The 22,401-nt window shown below is 72.6% G+C and carries 22 protein-coding genes; 4 read left to right on the plus strand and 18 right to left on the minus strand.

The annotated features are described in order from the left end of the window. Window positions 1-73: 73 nt before the first annotated feature. The 8 genes from BIV23_RS05000 to rimP all read right to left on the minus strand — a co-directional run bounded on the left by BIV23_RS05000 (window position 74) and on the right by rimP (window position 11,106). The gene (locus BIV23_RS05000) at window positions 74-3,775 is read right to left on the minus strand and encodes a serine protease (protein ID WP_245790370.1); all 3,702 of its coding nucleotides are present in this window, start codon (window positions 3,773-3,775) and stop codon (window positions 74-76) included. A gap of 276 nt (window positions 3,776-4,051) precedes the next feature. Beyond that, on the minus strand, window positions 4,052-4,957 hold the full coding sequence (truB, locus tag BIV23_RS05005; protein WP_071375653.1) for a tRNA pseudouridine(55) synthase TruB: 906 nt from the start codon (window positions 4,955-4,957) through the stop codon (window positions 4,052-4,054). Further along, the gene (gene rbfA / locus BIV23_RS05010) at window positions 4,954-5,406 is read right to left on the minus strand and encodes a 30S ribosome-binding factor RbfA (RefSeq protein ID WP_071379516.1); all 453 of its coding nucleotides are present in this window, start codon (window positions 5,404-5,406) and stop codon (window positions 4,954-4,956) included. The genes truB and rbfA overlap by 4 nt, the downstream gene beginning before the upstream one ends. A gap of 50 nt (window positions 5,407-5,456) precedes the next feature. Then, complete coding sequence (locus tag BIV23_RS05015) at window positions 5,457-5,750, minus strand: DUF503 domain-containing protein (protein ID WP_071375655.1); 294 nt, start codon at window positions 5,748-5,750, stop codon at window positions 5,457-5,459. 188 nt (window positions 5,751-5,938) lie between these two features. Then, complete coding sequence (infB, locus tag BIV23_RS45685) at window positions 5,939-9,016, minus strand: translation initiation factor IF-2 (RefSeq protein WP_079172966.1); 3,078 nt, start codon at window positions 9,014-9,016, stop codon at window positions 5,939-5,941. Between the two features lie 147 nt (window positions 9,017-9,163). Next, window positions 9,164-9,460, minus strand: a complete 297-nt coding sequence (locus BIV23_RS45690) for a YlxR family protein (RefSeq protein ID WP_079172967.1) — start codon at window positions 9,458-9,460, stop codon at window positions 9,164-9,166. Between the two features lie 147 nt (window positions 9,461-9,607). Continuing rightward, window positions 9,608-10,594 (minus strand): transcription termination factor NusA, encoded by a 987-nt coding sequence (gene nusA / locus BIV23_RS05025; RefSeq protein WP_071379517.1) that lies wholly within the window; start codon window positions 10,592-10,594, stop codon window positions 9,608-9,610. 2 nt (window positions 10,595-10,596) lie between these two features. After that, complete coding sequence (gene rimP, locus BIV23_RS05030; RefSeq protein ID WP_071379518.1) at window positions 10,597-11,106, minus strand: ribosome maturation factor RimP; 510 nt, start codon at window positions 11,104-11,106, stop codon at window positions 10,597-10,599. Between the two features lie 244 nt (window positions 11,107-11,350). On the opposite strand from rimP, the gene BIV23_RS05035 reads away from it, so the two are divergent. The 3 genes from BIV23_RS05035 to BIV23_RS05045 all read left to right on the plus strand — a co-directional run bounded on the left by BIV23_RS05035 (window position 11,351) and on the right by BIV23_RS05045 (window position 13,306). After that, window positions 11,351-11,854, plus strand: coding sequence for a hypothetical protein (locus BIV23_RS05035; protein WP_071379519.1), 504 nt, complete (start codon window positions 11,351-11,353; stop codon window positions 11,852-11,854). Then, the gene (locus tag BIV23_RS05040; protein ID WP_071379520.1) at window positions 11,851-12,345 is read left to right on the plus strand and encodes a ferritin-like domain-containing protein; all 495 of its coding nucleotides are present in this window, start codon (window positions 11,851-11,853) and stop codon (window positions 12,343-12,345) included. The genes BIV23_RS05035 and BIV23_RS05040 overlap by 4 nt, the downstream gene beginning before the upstream one ends. A 61-nt stretch (window positions 12,346-12,406) precedes the next feature. Next, a complete protein-coding gene (locus BIV23_RS05045) occupies window positions 12,407-13,306 on the plus strand; it encodes an aminoglycoside phosphotransferase family protein (RefSeq protein ID WP_071379521.1) in 900 nt (299 codons plus the stop codon). A gap of 87 nt (window positions 13,307-13,393) precedes the next feature. Here BIV23_RS05045 and BIV23_RS05050 read toward each other — a convergent pair whose 3' ends face one another. Together BIV23_RS05050 and BIV23_RS05055 are read right to left on the minus strand one after the other, a co-directional pair. Next, window positions 13,394-15,100 carry a proline--tRNA ligase gene (locus tag BIV23_RS05050; protein WP_071379522.1) on the minus strand — a complete coding sequence of 569 codons (1,707 nt, stop codon included), beginning with the start codon at window positions 15,098-15,100 and terminating at the stop codon, window positions 13,394-13,396. Between the two features lie 72 nt (window positions 15,101-15,172). Next, window positions 15,173-15,703: a GNAT family N-acetyltransferase gene (locus tag BIV23_RS05055; protein ID WP_071379523.1), complete on the minus strand. Its 531-nt coding sequence runs from the start codon at window positions 15,701-15,703 to the stop codon at window positions 15,173-15,175. A gap of 140 nt (window positions 15,704-15,843) precedes the next feature. On the opposite strand from BIV23_RS05055, the gene BIV23_RS05060 reads away from it, so the two are divergent. Beyond that, on the plus strand, window positions 15,844-16,935 hold the full coding sequence (locus BIV23_RS05060; RefSeq protein ID WP_071379524.1) for a questin oxidase family protein: 1,092 nt from the start codon (window positions 15,844-15,846) through the stop codon (window positions 16,933-16,935). Window positions 16,936-16,953: 18 nt separating this feature from the next. Here BIV23_RS05060 and BIV23_RS05065 read toward each other — a convergent pair whose 3' ends face one another. From BIV23_RS05065 to BIV23_RS05100, 8 genes are all read right to left on the minus strand, one after another. Further along, entirely contained in the window at window positions 16,954-17,802 is an 849-nt protein-coding gene (locus BIV23_RS05065; protein WP_071379525.1) for a GNAT family N-acetyltransferase, read from the minus strand. A gap of 66 nt (window positions 17,803-17,868) precedes the next feature. Continuing rightward, window positions 17,869-18,285 (minus strand): barstar family protein, encoded by a 417-nt coding sequence (locus BIV23_RS05070; RefSeq protein WP_245790372.1) that lies wholly within the window; start codon window positions 18,283-18,285, stop codon window positions 17,869-17,871. Window positions 18,286-18,291: 6 nt separating this feature from the next. Beyond that, window positions 18,292-18,621 (minus strand): hypothetical protein, encoded by a 330-nt coding sequence (locus tag BIV23_RS05075; RefSeq protein WP_071379526.1) that lies wholly within the window; start codon window positions 18,619-18,621, stop codon window positions 18,292-18,294. Then, the gene (locus BIV23_RS05080; protein ID WP_071379527.1) at window positions 18,611-19,120 is read right to left on the minus strand and encodes an Imm50 family immunity protein; all 510 of its coding nucleotides are present in this window, start codon (window positions 19,118-19,120) and stop codon (window positions 18,611-18,613) included. Before BIV23_RS05080 ends, BIV23_RS05075 begins: the two co-directional genes overlap by 11 nt. Before the next feature lie 2 nt (window positions 19,121-19,122). After that, entirely contained in the window at window positions 19,123-19,512 is a 390-nt protein-coding gene (locus BIV23_RS05085; protein WP_071379528.1) for an Imm50 family immunity protein, read from the minus strand. 78 nt (window positions 19,513-19,590) lie between these two features. Next, complete coding sequence (locus tag BIV23_RS05090; protein ID WP_245790373.1) at window positions 19,591-20,028, minus strand: hypothetical protein; 438 nt, start codon at window positions 20,026-20,028, stop codon at window positions 19,591-19,593. Beyond that, window positions 19,992-21,968, minus strand: a complete 1,977-nt coding sequence (locus tag BIV23_RS53515) for a DUF6531 domain-containing protein (protein WP_071379529.1) — start codon at window positions 21,966-21,968, stop codon at window positions 19,992-19,994. Before BIV23_RS53515 ends, BIV23_RS05090 begins: the two co-directional genes overlap by 37 nt. Then, window positions 21,965-22,336 carry a WXG100 family type VII secretion target gene (locus tag BIV23_RS05100; RefSeq protein ID WP_071379530.1) on the minus strand — a complete coding sequence of 124 codons (372 nt, stop codon included), beginning with the start codon at window positions 22,334-22,336 and terminating at the stop codon, window positions 21,965-21,967. Before BIV23_RS05100 ends, BIV23_RS53515 begins: the two co-directional genes overlap by 4 nt. Window positions 22,337-22,401 lie beyond the last annotated feature (65 nt).

Raw genomic sequence — 22,401 nt, forward strand, 5'->3', positions numbered from 1 at the left:
CGGGTGCCCCTGACCCGCATCGGTGTCGGGGCTGTGACCGGGCGCACGTTCACCGCCATGACGTCGGTTCTGCTCAGGCCGGTACCCGCACGCCGGCCAGGCTCTCCAGCGTGCGGCGCGTGCTCGGGCCCACCACGGCGGCCCAGTCGTCCGGGGTCGCGCTCAGCCAGCGGGCCATGAGCAGGGCGAAGCCGGGCACGTGCCGGCCCAGGTCGACCAGGCCGCGGTCGAAGCGGGTGGCGCCTTCGGGTGTACGGATCAGGAGCAGGCCGGTGCGGTGGACGAGCCCGCGCATCTCCTCCTCGCGGCGGTCGCCGTGCGCGGCCGCCGCGTGCAGGACCGCGGCCAGGACGGACGGCTCCTGTTCGCCGGTCAGCAGGATCTCCAGCAGCTCGCGGCGCAGCGGGCGGCAGGCCGGGGTGCCCGGGGCGGCGAGGACGGCGGCGAGTGCCGCGCGCAGCGGTTCGGGGCCGCCGTCCAGCAGGCCTGTGACGAGGGGCAGGAGGACGGCGCGCGCGGTGGGCCCCTGCTGCTCGAATCGCCGGTCGACGTGGTGGGCGAGCTGTCCGGCCAGGTGTCCCGCGCCCTCCGGGCGGCGCCGTACGGCGTCCCGGGCGAGGCCGGCGACGGCGCGGGCGAGGGCCGGGGTGGCGGCGTCGGCGAGGGCGGTGAGGAGGCGCGCGGCGTCGGGCGGGTCCGAGGCGCTCAGCCGGGTGCGGAAGGCTTCCAGGACCGGTTCGGGATGGGTGGCGAGGGCCGGGGCCAGGGCGCCGGGCGGGACGTGCGGGTCGCCGTCGGCGAAGTGCCGCAGGGCGGCGGGCAGATACGAGTCCCGGGTGTGCGGGTCGTGGACCAGCAGGGCGAGCGCGCCGCCGTGCAGGAAACGGTCGGCGGGGCGGGCGAGCAGGGCGAGGGCGGCGAGCCGCAGCAGCGCGCGGTCGGCCTCCGCGCGCGCGTGCGGGGCCGTACGCAGCCCGAACGCGACCGCCGCCGCCCGGCGGACGGCGCGCTCGTCGTGCGCCCAGCGGTCGACGGCCCGGCAGAGGGCCGCGGGCTCGTCCTCGGCGAGCGTGCCGAGCAGTTCGTCGGCGCGACGGTGGGGGCTCGCCGCCAGCAGTTCGGTGAGGTCGTCCAGCGCGCCGTGCCGGTGGGTGTGCAGCAGCGCCTGGGCGGCCGTGGCGACGGTGGCGTGCGGCGTCGCGGGCAGCGGCCGCTCGTCGGCGAACCAGCGGATCAGCTCCGGCTGTACGACGGCGGGGGCGGCGGCGAGCTGCCGGGCCACGGCGTCGAGGTAGCGCCCGCCGGGCTCCGGGGGCACCTGGTCGGCCAGCACGAGCCGGCGCAGCAGATCGAGGCGCTCGGCGTCCGGGAGGGGCAGCCCGGTCCAGAAGGCGGGCCCGAACTCGGCCGGCACGGCCCGCCGCGCCCGGCGCCAGGCCACGATCCGCTCGGCGAGCAGCCGCAGCACCTCGGTGTACGGCGTCGCGTCCGGGACCTGGTGCAGGGTATGGGCGAGCAGCCGGGCGGCCCACCAGGATCCGGGGTCCCGGTCGAGCGCGTCTGTCAAGTCCCTGAGCCGGGCCGCGAGTTGGCGTTGTCCGCACTGCCGGGCGAGCAGCAGCAGGGCCTGCACGACCGGGCCGACGCGGTGGTGCGGCACCGGCACGGGCGCGCTCTCGCCCGCGGCGCGGGGGCGGTGGACGAGGGCGTGCAGGGCCTCGTCCAGGTCGAGGTGCATGCCCTGGATCCAGTCGGCCACTTCGCCGTGCGCGAAGCGGTAGCCCGTGCCGGCCGGGACGAGCAGGCCCTCGGCGAGCACGGCGGACGCCCAGCCGGTGCCACCGCCGAGCCGGGCCGGGGCGGGTCCCCACGGGAACACCGCCTCGAAGGACTCCCGGTCCAGCTCGCCCTGCCCGGGTCCGAGACTGCGCCGGGCGGCCTCGTGCACCTGCCCGGCGACGCGCGCGGCGAGCCGCCGTACGGCCGTACCGCGCGGGCTGCCGTTCGCGGCGGCGAGCCGGACCGCGATGCGCAGGCACATCAGGTCGAGGTGGGCGGCGAACACCTCGTGCCGGTCGACGGGCCCGGCGGCGGCAGGGGCGTCGGGGACGGCGGCGCGGATCTCGGCCAGCAGGCGCAGGACGAGCGGATGCCGGGCGTCCCGGCCGCCGAGCACCCCCTCGGGGACGCCGTACCGCGCACGGGCCCGGCGGGCCTCGTCCGACGTCAGCGCGGCGAGCCGGACACAGGGCGGGAGCGGAGGACCGGGCGGACAGGGCGCATGGCCCGGGGCCGAGGTGGAGGTCTGAGGTGCGACCGCCGGAACCACCGGAGTCGACGGCACGCGCTCGGCGGCCGGAGCCGCCGCGGCCAGCGGAGCCGCGGGGCCCGTCACCCGAGCCGTGGGGGCCGTCGGCGCCACGGGGTCCGCCGGCGCGTACAGCTGGTCCGGCGGGAATTGCGTACCCGCTCGCTCCCAGTACTCCTCCCGGCACGCCATCACCAGCCGTGCCCCGGTCTCGCGCAGCCACTCGGCGGTGCCGCGGATCCACGCGGGCTGCCGGTGGGCGAGGACAGGCGGCATCTCCTCGGGGCCGTCGACGAGAAGCAGCAGCGGGCGCCCGGCGCGGGCGGCGAGGCGGGCGAGGCGCTCGGGGGTGACGTCGCCGAGGCCGCCGCAGGGGGCACAGCGGGCGGCGACGATCCGGGCGGCCCGCTCCAGCGTGCGCCGGGCCGCGTCGGCCACGGAGCCGTCGGCGTCCGCGAGGTCGGCGCCGCGCAGCCAGAGCGTGGGCGCGGGCCGATCGGTACGGGCCCGGCGCGCGGCGAGGGCCGCGAGTTCCGTCGTACGGCCGCTGCCCGCGGCGCCGACGAGCGCGAGCACGGCCCGGTCACCGTCCGCGAAGGCCGCCAACTCCCGTGCGACGCCGTAGCGTTCGACGGGTTCCGGGCCGTCGGTGAGGCGGGCGGGCGGGCCGTCCTGGCCGACCGAGGTGGCGGTCAGCTCCAGGACGCCGGCCAGGTTGAGGTCGGCGCCGTACGCGGGCACGGTCGCCGCGTTGCGGGCGAGCAGGTCACCGAGGGGGCCGTCGGCTGCGGGCCGCAGCGGCACCGCGAAGGCCGCGTCGCGCTGCCCGGTGTGCAGGGCCGTGCCGAGGACGCCGAGGACCGCGCCGGTGCGCGGGTCCAGCACCGGTCCCCCGGCCGCCCCGCGGCCGAGCCGCAGTGCGTCCCGGCCCGCGGTGCCGATGGCCAGCTCCAGTGCCTCCGGGACGGGGTGGCAGCGGTCCGTGGCGGTGTACGTCGCCTCGGTGGCGGCCAGCACCCGCGCCTCGCGCCAGCAGCCCGCCGGGAGCCGTACGTAGGTGCCGGCGTCGATCCGCTCCCGCACGGTCAGCGGCAGCGGGGCCGTCCCCAGCCCCTCCGTGCGCACCAGGGCCAGGTTCTGGGCGGGCAGCGGGGTGACGGCGGCGGCGTCGACCACGCACACGCGCTCGCCGACCTCCGGGCCGTCTCCGGTGTCGGCCGCGGCGCGCAGGACGAGCCGGGGCAGGCCGTCGACCGCCTCGTGGCTGGTGAGCAGGGTGCCGTCGTGATCGGCGAGGAAGCCGACCCCGCGGGGGCGGCCGGCCAGGTCGCGGATCTGGACCAGCCCGGGAACGTGGGAAGCGGGGGGAGGTGGCGCAGGTGTACGGCCGATGCCGTCCCCCGGCTCCCGGCGACCGTCCCCCGCCTCCCCGCGACCGCTTCCGGTCCGCGGGCCCCGTCCCGCCATGGCCGTACCTCCCCGCGCGTGCCCCTGCCTGACCTCGACGGTAGGCGCGTGATGATCGGCGGGACAGATCGCGTGGCGAACGCGCCCCCGTCCGCTCCCCCGGTTCACTCCGAGCGCCTGCCCGGACGGGTGAATAGACGGGTGCCGCTGGATAACCCTAGGGATGGGGGAACCGAGGGGGGACCGTGGAGCGACGGCAGGAGCCCACCCCGTGGCGGCCGTCGCTCCACGGGCGAACGCGTGTCCATGCCACACGCGCGCCCCGGAACCGCTGCCTCAGCCGAAGACGGCCAGGCTCTTGGCCTTGCCTTTCTGTTCCTCGACGAGCGCCAGGAAACGGCCCTCCCCGTCGAAGACGGCCACCGGGCCGCCGCCCGCGTACTCGTCGGGCATCTCCAGCCGTACGCCGTTCAGCAGCAGCCGGGCCCGCCTGGTGTCCACCTGCCAGCGCGGGAACGCGGCCGCGGCGGCCTCGGCGACGGGCATCACGGTCAGCTCCTGCTGGAGCTGGTCCAGGGTCCTGGCCGCGTCCAGCTTGTACGGCCCCACGCGCGTGCGGCGCAGCGCCGTGAGGTGGCCGCCGACGCCGAGGTCGGCGCCCAGGTCGCGGGCGAGGGCGCGGATGTACGTGCCGGAGGAGCAGACGACGGAGACGACCAGGTCGAGGACGCGCGTGCCGTCCTCGGCGACCGCGTCCCGGATGTCGTACACGGTGAAGGACGAGACCGTCACCGGGCGGGCCGGGATCTCGAAGTCCTCGCCCTCGCGGGCCCGCTTGTACGACCGCACGCCGTCGATCTTGATGGCGCTGACCTTGGACGGCACCTGCATGATGGCGCCGGTCAGCTTGGCGATGCCGGCGTCGACGGCGTCCCGGGTCACCTTGGCGGTGTCGGTGGACGAGGTGATCTCGCCCTCGGCGTCGTCCGTGAGCGTGTTCTGGCCCAGGCGGATGGTGCCCAGGTACTCCTTCTCGGTCAGCGCGAGGTGTCCGAGGAGCTTGGTGGCCCGCTCGACGCCGAGGACCAGGACGCCGGTCGCCATCGGGTCGAGGGTGCCGGCGTGGCCGACGCGGCGGGTCCGGGCGATCCCGCGCATCTTGGCGACCACGTCGTGCGAAGTGAAGCCCGACGGCTTGTCGACGATGACAAGGCCGTCGGGCGGGGTGGGCTTGCTGGTCATTCGGCGCTGTCGTCCGTCTCCTCGTCGGAACCCGGCTTCTTGTACGGGTCCGCGTCACCGGCGTACGCGGCGCCCGCGGACGCCTCGCGCACCGCGGCGTCGGACTGCCGGGCCCGGTCGAGGAGGTCCTCGATGGTCCGGGCGGTGTCCGGCAGGGCGTCCGCGACGAAGGTCAGGGTCGGCGTGAACTTCACGCCGGCCGCGCGGCCGACCTCGGAGCGCAGGATGCCCTTGGCGCTCTCCAGGCCGGCGGCCGCGGCCGTCCGCTCCTCGTCGTCCCCGTAGACCGTGTAGAAGACGGTCGCCTCCCGCAGGTCACCCGTGACCCGGGTGTCCGTGATGGTGACGTGCGAGCCGAGCCGCGGGTCCTTGATCCCGCGCTGCAGCTTCTGGGCCACCACCTCTCGGATGAGGTCCGCCAGCCTTTTCGCCCGCGCGTTGTCGGCCACTGGTCCGTCTCCCGTTCTTTCTTCTTCGTTCTGTGCTCAGTCGTCGTCGCTCAGTCGTCGTCTCCGTGAAAACGCCGTCGGACCGACAGCAGTTCCACCTCGGGGCGGCCCGCGACCAGCCGCTCGCACCGATCGAGTACGTCGCTCAGGTGCCCCGCGTCGCCGGAGACCATCGCCAGGCCGATGCAGGCCCTGCGATGGAGGTCCATGTGGTCCACCTCGGCCGCGCTCACCGCGTACTTCCGCTGGAGTTCGGCGACGATCGGGCGGACGACGGAGCGCTTCTCCTTCAGCGAGTGGACGTCGCCGAGGAGGAGGTCGAAGGACAGAGTCCCCACGTACATGTGTGTAACCGGTTCACCCGCCGGTACGGGATCGATGGCCCCTTGGCCGTGCGGCCGGGGACATCAAGAACGGTACCGCGTACCTGCCGGTGGCTCGACAGGGTTTCCCGGTGCCGCCTGCCCCCGGGAACGGCAAGCTGGCCGGCAGGACCGAGATCCCGCCGGCCAGCTTCAGAATCCGTCGGCCGTTACACCCGCGGCTTCTCGCGCATCTCGTACGTCGCGATGACGTCGTCGACCTTGATGTCGTTGAAGTTTCCGAGGTTGATACCACCCTCGTAGCCTTCGCGGATCTCGGTGACGTCGTCCTTGAAGCGACGCAGACCCTCGATGTTGAGGTTCTCCGCGACCACCTTGCCGTCGCGGATGAGGCGCGCCTTGGTGTTGCGCTTGACCTCGCCCGAGCGGATGAGGACACCGGCGATGTTGCCCAGCTTGGACGACTTGAAGACCTCGCGGATCTCCGCCGTACCCAGCTCGACCTCTTCGTACTCCGGCTTGAGCATGCCCTTGAGGGCCGCCTCGATCTCCTCGATCGCCTGGTAGATGACCGAGTAGTACCGGACGTCCACACCCTCGCGCTCGGCCATCTGCGCCGCGCGGCCGGCCGCGCGGACGTTGAAGCCGATCACGATGGCGTCGGAGCCCATCGCCAGGTCGATGTCGGACTCCGTGACCGCACCGACGCCGCGGTGCAGGACGCGGATGTCGACCTCTTCGCCGACGTCCAGCTGGAGCAGGGAGGACTCCAGGGCCTCGACCGAGCCGGAAGCGTCGCCCTTGATGATCAGGTTCAGCTGCTGGACCTCGCCGGCCTTCAGCACCTTGTCCAGGTCCTCCAGCGACACGCGGCGCGTGCGCTTGGCGAACGCGGCGTTGCGCTCGCGGGCGGCGCGCTTCTCGGCGATCTGACGGGCCGTACGGTCCTCGTCGACCACCAGGAAGTTGTCGCCCGCACCCGGGACGTTGGTCAGGCCCAGGACCTGGACCGGAGTCGACGGGCCGGCCTCGGCGACGTTGTTGCCGTTGTCGTCGAGCATGGCGCGCACGCGGCCGTAGGCGTCGCCCACCACCATCGTGTCGCCGACCCTCAGGGTGCCTCGCTGGACGAGGACCGTCGCCACGGCACCGCGGCCGCGGTCGAGACGGGACTCGATCGAGATGCCCTGCGCGTCCTGGGCCGGGTTGGCCCGCAGGTCGAGCGAGGCGTCGGCGGTGAGGACCACGGCCTCCAGCAGCGAGTCGATGTGCAGACCCTGCTTGGCGGAGATGTCGACGAACATGGTGTCGCCGCCGTACTCCTCGGCCACCAGGCCGTACTCGGTCAGCTGACCGCGCACCTTGGTCGGGTCGGCGCCCTCGACGTCGATCTTGTTGACCGCGACGACGATCGGGACGTCGGCCGCCTTGGCGTGGTTGAGCGCCTCGACCGTCTGCGGCATGACGCCGTCGTTGGCCGCGACGACCAGGATCGCGATGTCGGTCGACTTCGCACCACGGGCACGCATGGCGGTGAACGCCTCGTGACCCGGGGTGTCGATGAAGGTGATCCTGCGCTCTTCGTCGTTGACCTCGGTCGAGACCTGGTAGGCACCGATGTGCTGAGTGATGCCGCCGGCCTCGCCCGCGATGACGTTCGTCTTGCGGATGGCGTCGAGCAGTCGGGTCTTACCGTGGTCGACGTGGCCCATGACGGTGACGACCGGCGGACGGACCACCAGGTCCTCCTCGTCGCCCTCGTCCTCGCCGAACTCGATGTCGAAGGACTCGAGCAGCTCGCGGTCCTCCTCCTCCGGGCTGACGATCTGAACCTCGTAGTTCATCTCGCCGGCGAGGAGCTGCAGGGTCTCGTCGGAGACGGACTGCGTGGCCGTGACCATCTCGCCGAGGTTCATCATGACCGCGACGAGCGACGCCGGGTTGGCGTTGATCTTCTCCGCGAAGTCGGTGAGCGACGCGCCGCGGGAGAGACGGATGGTCTCGCCGTTGCCGCGCGGCAGCATCACGCCGCCGACGCTCGGGGCCTGCATGGCCTCGTACTCCTGGCGCCTCTGCCGCTTCGACTTGCGGCCACGACGCGCGGGACCACCGGGACGGCCGAAGGCGCCCTGCGTGCCACCACGGCCACCGGGACCGCCGGGACGGCCGCCGAAGCCGGGACGGCCACCGCCGCCACCGCCGGGACCGCCGGGACGGCCGGCGAAGCCGCCGCCACCGCCGCCGCCACCGGGACCGCCGGGACGGCCGGCGAAGCCGCCACCGCCGCCGCCGGGACGGGCGAAGCCGCCGCCGCCCGGACGACCGCCGCCACCGGGGCGGCCGCCGCCACCGGGACCACGGCCGCCGGGGCCACCGCCGCCGGGACGCGGGCCGGCAGCGGGACGCTGCGGCATCATGCCGGGGTTCGGACGCGGACCGGCCGGGCCGGGACGCGGGCCGCCCTGCGGGCGGGGCATGCCGGCGGGCGACGGACGGGAACCGCCCGGAGCCTGCGGACGCGGACCGCCGCCCTGCTGGCCGGGGGCCTGCGGACGCGGACCGGCACCGGGGGCGCCGCCGGGGCCGCCATGGCCACCGGGACGGGGTCCGCCCTGCGGGCGCGGGGCCTGCGGGCGGGCCATGCCGGTGGAGCCACCGGAGGTGAAGGGGTTGTTGCCCGGACGCGGGCCGGCCGGACGGCCACCCGGACGCGGGGCCTGACCACCGGGACGCGGGGCACCCTGGCCCGGACGGCCCTGACCCTGGCCCTGAGCGGGACGGCCGCCGGGCTTCGGGGCACCGGGGCGGGCGCCGGGACGCGGACCCTGCGCGGCCGGGGCCTGCGGGGTCTGGGCGGCAGCGGCCGGAGCGGCCGGCGGAGCGGTGAACTCCGGAGCGGCCGGGGCCGGGCGCGGCGCGGGCTTGGGACCCGGCACCGGACGCGGGCCGGGGGCCGGCGCGGACGGCGCGGGAGCCGACGAGGCGGCCGGCTGCGGGGCAGCGGGCGCCGTCGGAGGCTTGGGGGCCGGCGGCCTCGGGGCAGCCGGACGGGCCGCCTGCGCCGGAGAGGGCGCGGCGGGCCTGGGGGAAGCCTTGCGCGGGGCGGGCTTGCCGGCGGACTTGCCGGAGCCACCCTGGAAGGCGTCGGTCAGCTTGCGTACAACCGGCGCTTCGATGGTCGAAGACGCCGAACGGACGAATTCACCGAGTTCTTGGAGCTTGGCCATGACGACCTTGCTCTCCACGCCGAACTCCTTGGCGAGTTCGTATACCCGGACCTTAGCCACTTCGCTCCTTTGAGGTCCGGGTTGCGTCCGGACCGTCGCTACTTCATGGGCGTACTCATCGCGTGCTCATCGAGTGCTCATCGCAATCTCGACCTACTTCCAACTCGCGGGGTACCTGGTCACGCGGACGGTCCGCGCGCCACTTCCTTACGGTGTTGCCTGCTCGACAACTGTCGTCTGCTCGACGTACTGGCGCAACGCCTTTGTGTCGAGCGCTCCCGGGGCGCGAAGTGCCCGCGGGAACGCCCGGCGGCGTACCGCCTGGTCGAGACAGACCAGGGCGGGATGTACATACACACCCCGGCCGGGCAGCGTACCGCGCGGATCGGGGGCGCAGGCGCCCTCGATCCGCACGATCCGCAGGAGATCGTTCTTGGCCGCCCGCTCCCGACACCCCACACAGGTGCGTTCAGGGCATGCTCGGGCGTGCGTCCGGCCAGACACGGTTAAGTCTACCTCCCCGCACCGACCTCACCCCCTCGGGGGAAAGATCGAACGGCTGTTGTCGCAAACCAGCGGTCAAGCCAACGATCTGCGGCTTGATTCCATTCCCGGCAGCCCGGCGCCCGGCGGCCCCGGTCCGCCCGGCTGCTATTCGGCGGGCTGCTCGGTGTCCGGGCGGATGTCGATACGCCAGCCGGTGAGGCGGGCGGCGAGGCGGGCGTTCTGCCCCTCCTTGCCGATCGCCAGCGACAGCTGGTAGTCCGGCACGGTCACGCGGGCGGAGCGGGAGGCGAGGTCGACGACCTCCACCTTGCTCACCCGTGCGGGTGACAGGGCGTTCGCCACCATCTCCGCCGGGTCGTCCGACCAGTCGACGATGTCGATCTTCTCGCCGTTCAGCTCGCCCATCACGTTGCGCACCCGGCCGCCCATCGGGCCGATGCAGGCGCCCTTGGCGTTCAGACCCGAACGGGTGGACCGTACGGCGATCTTGGTGCGGTGGCCGGCCTCGCGGGCGATCGCCGCGATCTCGACCGAGCCGTCGGCGATCTCCGGCACCTCCAGGGCGAAGAGCTTCCTCACCAGGTTGGGGTGCGTCCGGGACAGGGTCACGGACGGGCCGCGGACGCCCTTCGCCACCCGGACGACGTACGACCGCAGGCGCATGCCGTGCGGGTAGGTCTCGCCGGGCACCTGCTCCTGCACCGGCAGGATGGCCTCCAGCTTGCCGATGTCCACCAGCACGTTCTTCGGGTCGCGGCCCTGCTGGACGACACCGGTGACGATGTCGCCCTCGCGGCCCGCGTACTCACCGAGCGTCGCGTCGTCCTCGGCGTCGCGCAGCCGCTGGAGGATCACCTGCTTGGCGGTGGTCGCCGCGATCCGGCCGAAGCCGGACGGGGTGTCGTCGAACTCGCGGGCCTCCTGGCCCTCCTCGAGGTCCTCGGGGTCCTCCTTCGCCCACACGGTCACATGCCCGGTCTCCCGGTTGAGCTCCACGCGCGCGTGTCGGCGGCTTCCCTCGGTGCGGTGGTAGGCGATGAGGAGGGCCGACTCGATCGCTTCGACCAGCAGGTCGAAGGAGATCTCCTTCTCCCTGACCAAGCCCCGCAGGGCGCTCATGTCGATGTCCACGGCTACGCCTCCTCCTCTTCCTTCATGTCCTTCTTGTCCTTGCGGTTGAACTCGACCTGCACGCGCGCCCTGTCGACCTCCGGGAAGCCGAGCCGGCGGCTGGTCGCCTTGCGGCCCTTGACCCCGGGGACCTCGACGTCGAGACCGTCCTCGTCGACCGACAGGATCCGGGCGATCAGCTCGCCGCCCTCGGTCAGCTGGAACTTCACGAGCCGGTCCGTGGCCCGCACGAAGTGCCGGTGCTCGGTGAGGAGGCGCTCCGCGCCGGGGGTGCCGACCTCCAGGTCGTACGCCGCGTCGCCCATCGCGTCGGTCTCGTCGAGCTTCGCCGAGAGCGCACGGCTCACATCGGCGATGGCGTCCAGATCGGCTCCGTCGTCGGAGTCGACGACCACGCGCAACACCCGCTTGCGTCCGACGGAGTCCACAGCGATCTCTTCGAGATCCAGCCCCTGGGAGGTGACGAGCGGTTCCAGCAGCTCTCGCAGCCTCTCGCTCTGGGTGGTGCTCATCCGGGTGACTCCTCGGCCGCGTGTGCTGTTGTGGGATGGGTCGCGTGTCTGGTCAAAGGGTATCCGGTCGCGAGGGGTGTCGCTGTCCCCGCCCGGGCCGGGGGCGGGCGCCTGGTACACCCGGGCACCCCGTGGGCGGGTGGTCTGAGCCGGTGACATGAAGCGGGGGGATGCGCGGGTACCGTGATCACGGCGGGCCGCCCTCCCGCCCGTGTGTTCGTACGAGCCCCCGAGGACGTCAGCCGTGCCGTACCCGCCAACCCCGCGCGCCCTCTCGGGCCCGCGGAGAAGAACCCTGCTCGCCTCGGCCGCCGGTGCCGCCCTGCTGGCGGGCTGCACGTCCGGCCCCGACTCCGGCGGCACCCCTTCGGCGACCGAGCGGGCACGCGCGCGTGCGGCCGGGGACAGCCGGGCGCTGCTCGCCCGCTACGACGCCGTACTCGCCGCACACCCCGGGCTCGCGGACCGGCTGCGGCCGCTGCGGGCCCAGGTGGCGGCCCATGTCGCGGCGTTCACGGACGGCACGCCCGCCACGCCAGGGAAGTCCCCGGCCTCCCCCTCTCCCGCCCCGGCCGTCCCGGCCGCCGAGAAGGACGCCCTGGCCGCGCTCGCGACCGCCGAGCGCACCCTCGCCGACCGGCGCGCCAAGGACCTGCTGGACGTGCCGGGCGAGTCGGCGCGGCTGCTGGCGTCGGTGGCGGCGGCCGGGGCGGCGCACGCGTATCTGCTGACCGAGGGGGCCAAATGAGCGACGACGCGTCCGGGAAGGCCGAGCTGACCGCGCTCCAGGCGACGCTGGCGGCGGAGCACGCGGCCGTGTACGGCTACGGCGTCGTCGGCGGCCGGATCGCCTCGGCGCGCCGCGCCGAGGCACGGGCGGCCTGGGACGCCCACCGGGCCGCCCGGGACGCGCTGGCCCGCGAGGTGCGCGACCTGGGTGGCCAGCCGGTCGCCGCGGACGCCGCCTACGCGCTGCCCTTCCCGGTGTCGGACGCCGCGGCGGCGCTGCGGCTCGCCGCACGGCTGGAGCAGCGGCTGGCCGGGGTGTACGCGGACCTGGTGCGGGCGGCGACGGGCGCGCGGCGCGGCGCGGCCGCCGGGGCGCTGCGCGAGGCCGCGGTGCGCGCGGTGCGCTGGAGCGGGCAGAGCGTAGCCTTCCCTGGGCTCGCCGAGCGGGCCGCCGGGGCAACGGGCTCGGCCGGTGCGACCCCGTCGGCCGCCGCCTCGGTGTCACCGTGAGCCGGTGACCCGGCCCGCGCCGCAACGACACGATGTCTGACTCGAAGGGAAACGCTCGCGCATGGCTTTCGAACCGCCGCCGCGCCTGGTGAAGGCGCTCGGTGAGACGGCACCGGACGGCGACGCCTGGCTGGCGGAGCTGCCCGAAGCGGCCGAACGGGCCGTGGCCGAGCGGGAGTTGACCGTGGAGCGGGTGCAGGTGCCGGGCGGGCGCAGCAGCCTGGTGCTGCTGGTGCGGCGCGCCGACGGCACCCCGGCGGTGCTGAAGCTGGCCCCGCCCCGGGCCCGCCCGCAGAGCGAACGGGCGGCGCTGGCGCACTGGGGCGGTCTGGGCGCCGTCGAACTGCTCGACGACGGGGCCGAGGAGGGCGTACTGCTGCTGGAGCGGCTGCACCCGGATGTGTCGGTGCGGTCGCTGCCGGAGGCGAAGGCGCTGCTGGAGGCGGCGGGGACGCTGCGCCGGCTGTGGGTCGAGCCGCCCGCGGACCATGTCTTCGAGACGGTCGCCGAGCGCACCGGGCGGCAGGCGACGGCCATGCGGGCGGGTGCGGACGCCGGCCCGGAGGTGGCACCGCTGGTCGACGCGGCGCTCGCGGCCCGCGAGGAACTGCTGGCCGCGCCGCCCGAACACCGGTTGCTGCACGGCACGTTCCGGCAGAGCAAGGTGCTGTCCGGGGAGCGGATGCCGTGGCTGGCGGTGGGTCCGGATCCGGTGGCCGGCGAGTGCGCCTTCGATCTGGCGCGGCTGGTGCGGGACCGGGTGGAGGACCTCATCGCGTCGCCGTCGGGCGCCGCGATCGTACGGCGCCGGATCAAGCGGCTCGCCGAGTCCCTGGAGGTCGACCAGGAGCGGCTGCGCGGCTGGACCCTGTTCCGGGCGGTGGAGTCGGGCGTGCGGGCCCTGCGGGTGGGACGGCCGAAGGACGGCGAGCTGTTGCTGGAGTTCGCCGACTGGCTGTAGGAGGCTTCGCCGGCCGGCTGCGGGCCGCGACGCACGAGCCCCCTGGGACCACCGCGGGTCCCAGGGGGCTCGTGCGTCGCCGGGGGCCTACCGGGCCGTGAGGCGGGCGATCGCGTCCTCGACCGGCAGCTCCTCGCGCTCACCGGTCTTGCGGTCCTTCAGCTCGACGACGCCCTCGCCGGAGCGGCGGCCGGCGACCAGGATCTGCGGGACGCCGATCAGCTCGGCGTCGGTGAACTTCACGCCCGGCGAGACCCCGGCCCGGTCGTCCACCAGGACGCGGACGCCCGCGGCGGCCAGCTTCTCGGCGACGTCGAGGGCCAGCTCGGTCTGCAGGGCCTTGCCGGCGGCGACGACGTGCACGTCGGCCGGGGCGACCTCCTTGGCCCACATCAGGCCCTTGTCGTCGGCGTTCTGCTCGGCCAGGGCGGCCACGGCGCGCGAGACGCCGATGCCGTAGGAGCCCATGGTGACGCGGACGGGCTTGCCGTTCTGGCCGAGGACGTCGAGCTTGAGGGCGTCGGCGTACTTGCGGCCCAGCTGGAAGATGTGGCCGATCTCGATGGCGCGGTCCAGCTTCAGGCCGGTGCCGCACTGCGGGCAGGGGTCGCCCTCCTGCACGACGACGACGTCGACGTACTCGGCGACCTCGAAGTCCCGGCCCGCGACGACGTTCTTCGCGTGGGTCTGGTCCTTGTTGGCACCGGTGATCCAGGAGGTGCCGGGGGCCACGCGCGGGTCGGCGAGGTAGGTGACCTTCTCGCCGAGGCCCTGCGGGCCGACGTAGCCGCGGACCAGGTCGGGGCGGGCGGCGAAGTCGGCCTCGGTGACCATCTCGACGGTGGCCGGGGCGAAGTGCGCCTCGACCTTGTCCAGGTCCACCTCGCGGTCGCCGGGCACGCCGACGGCGACGATCTCGCCGTCCACCTTGACCAGCAGGTTCTTCAGCGTGGCGGAGGCCGGGACGCCGAGGGAGGCGGCCAGGGTCTCGATGGTCGGGGTGTCCGGGGTGGGGATCTCCTCCAGCGCGGGCACGTCGGCCGCGTCGACCGGCTTGAGGGCGTAGGTGATCGCCTCGGTGTTGGCGGCGAAGTCGCAGTTCGGGCAGTCGGCGAAGGTGTCCTCGCCGGCCTCGGCCGGGGCGAGGAACTCCTCGGACTTGGAGCCGCCCATGGCGCCGGCGGTCGCGGCGCAGATGCGGTAGTCGAGGCCGAGGCGCTCGAAGACGCGCTGGTAGGCCTCGCGGTGCAGGGCGTAGGACTTCGCGAGGCCCTCGTCCTCGGTGTCGAAGGAGTACGAGTCCTTCATCAGGAACTCGCGGCCGCGCAGGATGCCGGCGCGGGGCCGGGCCTCGTCGCGGTACTTGTTCTGGATCTGGTAGAGGATCACCGGCAGGTCCTTGTAGGACGTGCACTGGTCCTTGACCAGGAGGGTGAAGATCTCCTCGTGGGTGGGGCCGAGGAGGTAGTCACCGCCCTTGCGGTCCTTGAGCCGGAACAGCTCCTGGCCGTACTCGTCCCAGCGGCCGGTCGCGTCGTAGGGCTCACGGGGCAGCAGTGCGGGGAGGGTGACCTCCTGGGCGCCGATGGCGTCCATCTCCTCGCGCACGATCCGCTCGACGTTGGAGAGGACCTTCTTGCCGAGGGGCAGCCAGCTCCAGATGCCGGCGGCGGTGCGGCGGACGTAGCCGGCGCGGACGAGGAGCTTGTGGCTGAGGACCTCGGCGTCCGCCGGGTCGTCGCGCAGGGTCTTCGCCATCAACTGGGACATGCGCTGGACCGGTGCTTTCGCCATGGCTCTCGTACTCCTGCCGGGTAAGGGTGATGTCAGGAGGTTAGCCGGGCCGCCTGTGCGGGCGGAAATCGGTCAGCGCCTGCGCAGGGGCAACTGGGCGCCCATCACCGCGTACGGCTTCGGGGCGCTCGGGAAGTGGACCCGGCGGGCGAGGTCGACGTAGCCGAGGGAGAAGTAGAGACCGCGGGCGGGGCTGTCGGTGTCGATCGCGGAGAGGATCGAGCGGGGCTCGGCGGCGGCGTCGGTGATCATGGTGATCAGCCGCCGCCCGATCCCCCGGTTCTGATGACCGGGGTGGACGTGCAGCTCGGTGATGACGAAGGAGTCGTCCAGCCAGTCGGCGTTGTCGTTGGCCCGGAGGTAGGGCTCCACGACGGTGGACCACCAGTGGGTGCGGGAGTTCGGCATGCCGTAGACGAAGCCGACCAGACGCCCCTCGCTGGTGGCACCCAGCGCCCGCGCGCCCCGGTACTGCATGTGCCGCTGGACGATCTGCCGGCGTACGGCGACCTCGTCGGGCCCGAGCCCGAAGGCGACGGCCTGCACGGCCAAGGCCTCGTCGACGCGGGCTGCGAGGTCCAGGGGGCCGATGACGAGGTCCATGCGGGGAGGGTACAGGCAAGCCGACGGGGCACGGCCCGCCTCCGGACAGGGTGCGACCGGGGGTCTAGGACCGGCGCAGGGGTGCGGTTCGATCCGGCGGCCGATGACCGGCGGGCGGGTCCTGCCTACGGTCGGATGTCATGAGCATCGACAGCAGTCTGGACGAGGCGTACGAACGACTGCACCACAGCGGGCCGGAGTTCGAGGGCTGGCTGAGCAACCACGGCCCGATGGCAGTGGAGGCGCTGGTCAGGAACGGGCACGGGGACCGGGTCCACCGCTGGCTGGACCGCTACATGGACCGGCTGGACGAACTGCCGCGCGGCACATCTCCCGTCACCGCCGACGAGTGGCGTACGGCGCTGGGGGACCCGCGCCGGCTCGGCGACTGGCTCGTGCACTTCGAGCGCGAGGTGCGGGAGCGGCCCTGGCGCGCGGTGCTGGAGACGTGGTGGCCGAGGCTGCTGCCCGGCATCGCGGCGGGCGCCACCCACGGCGTGATCCGCACGGGCCACGCGGTGCACGCCCTGCTCGACGACGGACACGGCGTGAACGGCGGGGCCGGCGGGAACGGTGGGGCCGGCGGGAACGGTGGGGCGGATCCTCGGCTGACCGAGCTGGCGCAGGCGCTCGGGTACTGGGCGGCGCGCTGGCAGCCGGTCGCCGTCGTCGCGCCGGCCGGGGCGGCCGACCCCGCGTCCGCCCTCGCCGCGGTGCCGCCGGTCCCGGACCAGAGCGCCGGTGTCAACCACCGGCTCGCCCAGCTGCCCGAGACGACCGGCTGGCCCGCGGCCCCGGCCGCGCTCCGGCCCGCCGCGGACGCGGACCAGGCGCGTGAGCTGCTGGCCGACGTGACGTCCGCCGCCGCGCTGCACTATCTGCCCCACGCGCACGGCTCGGCCGTCATGCTGGTGCACGCGGCGACCGCGCCCATGGCGGCCCTGCGGACCCTCCCGGCGCTCCCGCGCACCCAGTGGGTGCCGACGCTGCACGCGGCGTGGACCGCCGCCGCGGCCGTCACCGCGGCCTACCGCCCGGCCGCGCCCGCCCCGCAGGACGGCCTGCCGGCCGCGCCGGACTCGGCGGAGGAGACGTTCGGGCTGGCCGCCCGGCACGGGGACGCGCACGTCATCAAGCTCGCCGACACCTGCCTCGACGTACACCGGCGCACCGGACACCCCGAGGCGCTCGCGGCGGTGGTCCGGGCGGCGGAACTGATCGAGGGGATGTGAGCGGGAGAGCGGTGGCCCTCAGAAGAGGACGCTCATGAACGCGCCCACCTCGCGGAAGCCGACCCTGTGGTACGTCCGTCTCGCCGCCGTGTTGAAGTCGTTCACGTACAGGCTCACCACGGGGGCGACGTCGGCGAGGGCGTACCGCAGGACCGCCGCCATGCCCGGTGCCGCGAGGCCCTTCCCCCGGTACTCGGGAGCGACCCACACGCCCTGGATCTGACAGGCCTGGCTGGTCGCGGCGCCGATCTCGGCCTTGAAGACGACCTTGCCGTGCTCGTCGACACGGGCGAAGGAGCGGCCGGAGCCGACGAGTTCGGCGACGCGGGCCTGGTAGAGCAGCCCGCCGTCCCCGGCCATCGGGGACACGCCGACCTCCTCGGTGAACATCGCCACGCACGCCGGCATGATCGTCTCCATCTCGTCCTTGCGGACGCGGCGGACGTACGGGTCCGGGGCGACGTCGGCGGACATCCGGTCGGTGACCATGAGCGGCTGATGGGAACGGACCTCACGGGCCGGACCCCAGTGCGGCTCCAGCAGACGCCACAGTCCGGCGGTCGCCTGGGCGGGCCCGACGACGGACGAACAGCGCCGCCCGGCCCTGCGGGCCCGGTCGGCGAAGGCCCGCACGGCACGCGGGGTGGCGCAGATCGGCACCAGGTTCGCCCCCGCGTAGCACAGGGACGTGAGCATGCCGTCCTCGTACCAGCCCCACATCTCGCCGCCGAGCCGCCACGGGTCGAGGCCGGCGATCTGGACGCGCGAGGTCACGAAGGCGTTCGTGACCGGCTCGCGGTCGAGGACGGCGAGCGCGGCGTCAAGGTCACTCGGTTCGAGCACCCGTGAGGTGGTCTGGGTCAACACGTGCGGGGCCTCGGGGCTGGGGATCTGCTGATCCTCCGCACTGTACCCCGAGGGGTGGTGGAGCGCTTAGTGGTGAGATCCGGCTGCGGGCGGGCCCAGCAGTACGACCTCGAAGGTTCTCCTCTCCTGTCCCGGCAAGCCGGGTTTCCCCGCCCAGAAGGTCACCGCGTCGTCCAGGGCCCGCATGAGGATCTCGCGTTCGTCAGGGGCTTCCGACAGGACCGCGTCGGCGTCGTCGACGACGACGAGGACGCGGGTGGCAGTGATCCAGTGGAGATCGCACAGGCAGTCTCGCAGGGCGTTCCAGTTCCAGCCGAAGTAGTCGGGGAGCCGGAGCGCCTCGTGGAACTGGGTGAACACCCCGTCGGCGTCGCGCATCTCCAGCCCCCGCATCCGGGCCGAGTAGAACAGACCGGTGGGAGGGAGGGCGTCCTTCAAGGGGACGAGGGAGTCGGATGAGGCGACACGGATTCCGCTGTCCACAGCAGCTCAGCCCTCCTGCGGCCAGGCTCGGAACGAGCGTGCCCGCTGCACCGACAGGTCCGCCGCCCGGAAGCTCAGCGCAGAGCCCTCGGCCTCGGCCGACATCATGATCCCGTCGCCTGTTCTTCGAAGCTGTACGTTCTTGCGCCCCGGAGCTGCCCAGCCGCGCACGGTCACGTTCCGGACCTCGGTGAAGACGAGGAAGAACTCGAAGGCCTCGTGGCCTGCCTGGTCGGTGAACCCGAGGGTGGCCGAGCAGTGCCGCTCGTCGAAGTGCACGTAGAAGAGGTCATAGCTGCTCAGTTCGGCGAGATCGGCGTTCGGTTCAGCGTTCATAGAAGGTCTTCTCGCAGGGGTCGGGAAGCGTCGCGTGCCGCATCGCGTCGACCCTGCCGCGGAAGACGTGCGGGCCGTCGTCCGAGCCGTCCGGTTCCGGGCGGAAGCCGCTCAGATGCGCGGCGAGTACGTCTGCGTGACAGGTAAACGCCAGGAACGTACCGCAATCCGTCGAGGCCTTCACACGGATTCTGTGCTCATCGCCTGACAGGGGTGCCACCGCGACGCGGGCCGTCACAGGTGGTTCCCAGGCGGACAGCACCAGGTCGGCGACTGCCAGGAACCGGAGTTGGCATTGCGCCGTGTCGGCGCCCGACGCGGTCCAGTCGTCCGGGAGAGGCGGCGGTGGCGTGGGCAGGTCCAGGCGCAGAGTGACCGTCGGCCCACGCCAGTCGAGATGGACGGAACGGAGGCGGACGGAGTCCAGTGGTGGGAGTTCCGGTCCGTAGAGAGGGGCCAGGATCTCCTTGTTCCGAACGGAGAGGTTCGTGTCCAGCATGCTCAGACTTCATTGGCGTATGCGGTCAGCTTGGAGATGAAGGCCGCGTCAGCGACGGCCCGAATACGAGCCTGGGATGACATTACGTCAAGGGTGACACCATTATCGGAGGCCATCGAAACATTCGCCCTGATATCAGCCCCGAAGCCCTCAATTACGATCTCCCTGATACCGCTGAACGAAATCTCGACCTGCGTGGTGTTGAAACGCTGCACCGCCCACTTAAGCGGAGGCTGTTCCGGGTATCGCGCGAGATCCAGGCGCAGCGTCAAGGTCGGTCCGTCTGTACGGAGTACCGCCTCGTGTAGATGAACGCCGACGAGGTCCGGCGGGTTTCCCTGGTAGACGGAGGTAATTCCCTCCGGGTTGTGCAACAGGGAGGTCCATGACATGCCGACTCAGCCTTCCGGCTCGGGGTACTCGTACCCTTTCCGGGTCGTAGTGCCGGTCCAGGAGACGGAGAGGGGTGCTTAGTCGTGAGGATCGGTTGTGCGCGAGCACACGCGAAGGAACTCCCTGATCTCATCGATGGTCGTCTGCCACTCGGAGATCTCGTGCCCGTCTTCGTCGACCGTCGATCGTGGTTCCACGAAACGCCAAGGCTCTTCCGCGGTGAATTCATTCGCGATCTCTTCGAGGAAAATAATCGAGTTCTGAACGTGGACGACGCTTCCTGACCGATACAGCGGCCAACAGAGAATGAAGTTGCTGTTCGCCGGGTCCGTGACGGACGAAATGAGGCACGATACCGCATCATCAGCACCTTCGAGTACCTTCAGCGCCCGAACCCAGCTGGCCTGATATCGCGCTACGTCCCAATAGCTCAGATCCATCGGGAAATTCTCTTCGAAGTCCCGCACCGTGATGCGGCCTACCGCTCCGATGCCTGCTGCGGCTTCGGCGGACAACGGGGCGGAGACAACCCGAATGGAGAAGCCGTCATTTCTTGAGGTAGTTGAGATCCGGGTCGTAGGTGCCAACCCTTTGCCCCTTCTTGTTGAACATCTTCGCGGAACGACGTCGTGTGGCCCAGCGGGTCCGTCGTGGACAGCAGACGGTTGTAGCGGTCGCGGGTGAAGTGGGTTGCCACGCCCAACGGGTTTACTTCCGTGACCACTTGGCCGGAATCGTTGATGACGTAGCGGCGGGTGTGGCCCTCACCCGTCACCGTGGTCGTGACGCGGTGGCCGGTCGCCGGGTCCGTGTCGTCGTACGACAGACGCAGGGCCATGTGGCCGTGCGAGCCGCTCTCGGCGATACAGCGGTCCCGGTCGTCGTACTCGTAGGTGTAGCTGCGGTTGTTCGTGTCCGTCCAGGATGTCACACGGCCCTGGTCGTCGTAGCCGAAGCGCAGGGGCAGGCCGGAGGAGTTGGTGACCTCTGTCAGGTGGCCTTGCGGGCAGTAGCCGTAGCGCTTCAGCTCCACGTCGGTGCCGTCGGGGGCCCCTCCCTCCAGGTGGAGGGACGTGACCCGGTCACCGGTTGTGGTGATCTTCAGGCGGTATCCCGCCGACGATGCGATGGACAGCGGGGTGCCTTCGGCGTCGTACTCGAAGGTCAGCCGGTTGCCGTTGCGGTCGTCCATCTGCTCCAGGACCGCGCGGTCCTCGGACTGGTCGGCGAAGTGCCAGACCCGGCCGGAGCGAGGGTCGCTGATCGTGTAGCCGCCGTCGACGCGCCGCAGGGGCCAGCGATTGCTGCCGTGGGCGGGGAGTGTCGGGGCGTCCGAGGCCGGGTGGGGGTAGGTGAGGAGGAGGCCGTCCTCCGTCACGAAGATGACGCCTTCGGCGTCGACAGCCAGGTGCTGGTCCAGCGTGGAGGACCAGGACGGGCCGAACCAGTGACCCAGCTTGTACCCGGACTCCACACGGCGGGTGAAGACCAGAGGCAGCGTGCCGGGTAGGACGATGTCGGTCTGCGGCAGGTACATCTTGCCGGTCACCAGGTCGACCGGGTCAGTGTTGTCGACGCAGACCTTGTTCCTCGGGTTCTCCGCCGTGCCCTGCGGGTCGTCACCGGCCGCCTGGCGGGCGTCCCCAGCCGCGGCGTTCTCCCCCGTGCGCAAGTCCGAGCCCAAGCCGTCCAGTTCGGTCGGCAGCGTGCGTATGCCGGGGATGGAGACCCCGTCGAAGAGCGCGCGGAAGCCGCCCGCCTCACCCGCGACCTTGGCCATGGCACCGGCGCCGCCGAACATGCCGCCGAACTCCATCCCGGACACGGCCGAGTCGCTGACCTCGTCCAGGTTGAAGCCCTTGCTCTCACCCGTGGCCATCGAGACCGGCTGGGTGACCGCCAGGTCGACCGTCACCGACTCGATGCCGCCCATCGCGGCCGTGGCCAGGGTGGTGCCCGCGATCGTGGCGATCTCGGTGGAGACCTCGACGCCCAGGGTTCCCGCGAGCTCCACGATGCCCGCCGTGGCTGCCGCCGCCGCGCCCTCGGAGATACCGGCCGTGAAGATGGCCAGCGCCGTGCCCGCGATGATCGTCGCCCCGACGATCTCCAGCTCGTGCTCCAGCTTGACGACCGCGTGATGGACGGAGTCGGCGTACTTGTCCAGCGCCTTGGCCATGTCCCGGGCGCCGTCGGCCATGTCCTTCAGCCAGCCGTGGCCGTTGTTGCAGTAGCGGCGCCAGTAGGGGTCGTCGAAGGCGGAGATCGCCTCGCCCTTGTTGTCCTCGATGATGCCGCGGGCCGTCTTGTTCGCCGCGGTCATGACCGTCTCGATGTCATCGGCGAAGTCACGCCAGGCCTTGGCCGCCGCCCGCAGCCCGTCCTCGTCCGCCGCCGGCCACCACATGCCGGTCATGTCCTGGACGATCTGCTTCGCCTTGTCCGCCGCACTCACTCCGGCTGACCCCCGCCCTTACCGCCCGGCTTCGGATGGATCCGGCTGAACATCGAGCGGACCAGTTGTTCGTTGTCGATGTGGCCGTCCGCCATGTCGGTCATCGCTTCTTCGATGCTGGCAAGGCCCTGGGCGAGGACGTCCGCGGCATGCTCGATCTTCGTCACCAGCGGGCCGTAGACCTTGTGGAACTCCTTGCCCTGCTTGTCGTCACCCCACGGCGAACCGGCAGCCGCGAGCGACGTCTTGAGCTTGGTCAGCGCCTTGGCGAGATCCGTGCTGTGCGTGTGGAAATGCGGAGCCGTCTTCTTCAGGTCCTCGATCTTGATGTCGAGAATCTTGCCGTCGCCGCCGCCCTGGTCACCCATGGTGCCGCGTCCCTCCCCGTCAGCCGACTCATCGGTCCGAAGACCCTAGTTGGCAAGACGCGTTC

The organism is Streptomyces monashensis, from assembly GCF_001866665.1.
Taxonomy (GTDB): domain Bacteria; phylum Actinomycetota; class Actinomycetes; order Streptomycetales; family Streptomycetaceae; genus Streptomyces; species Streptomyces monashensis.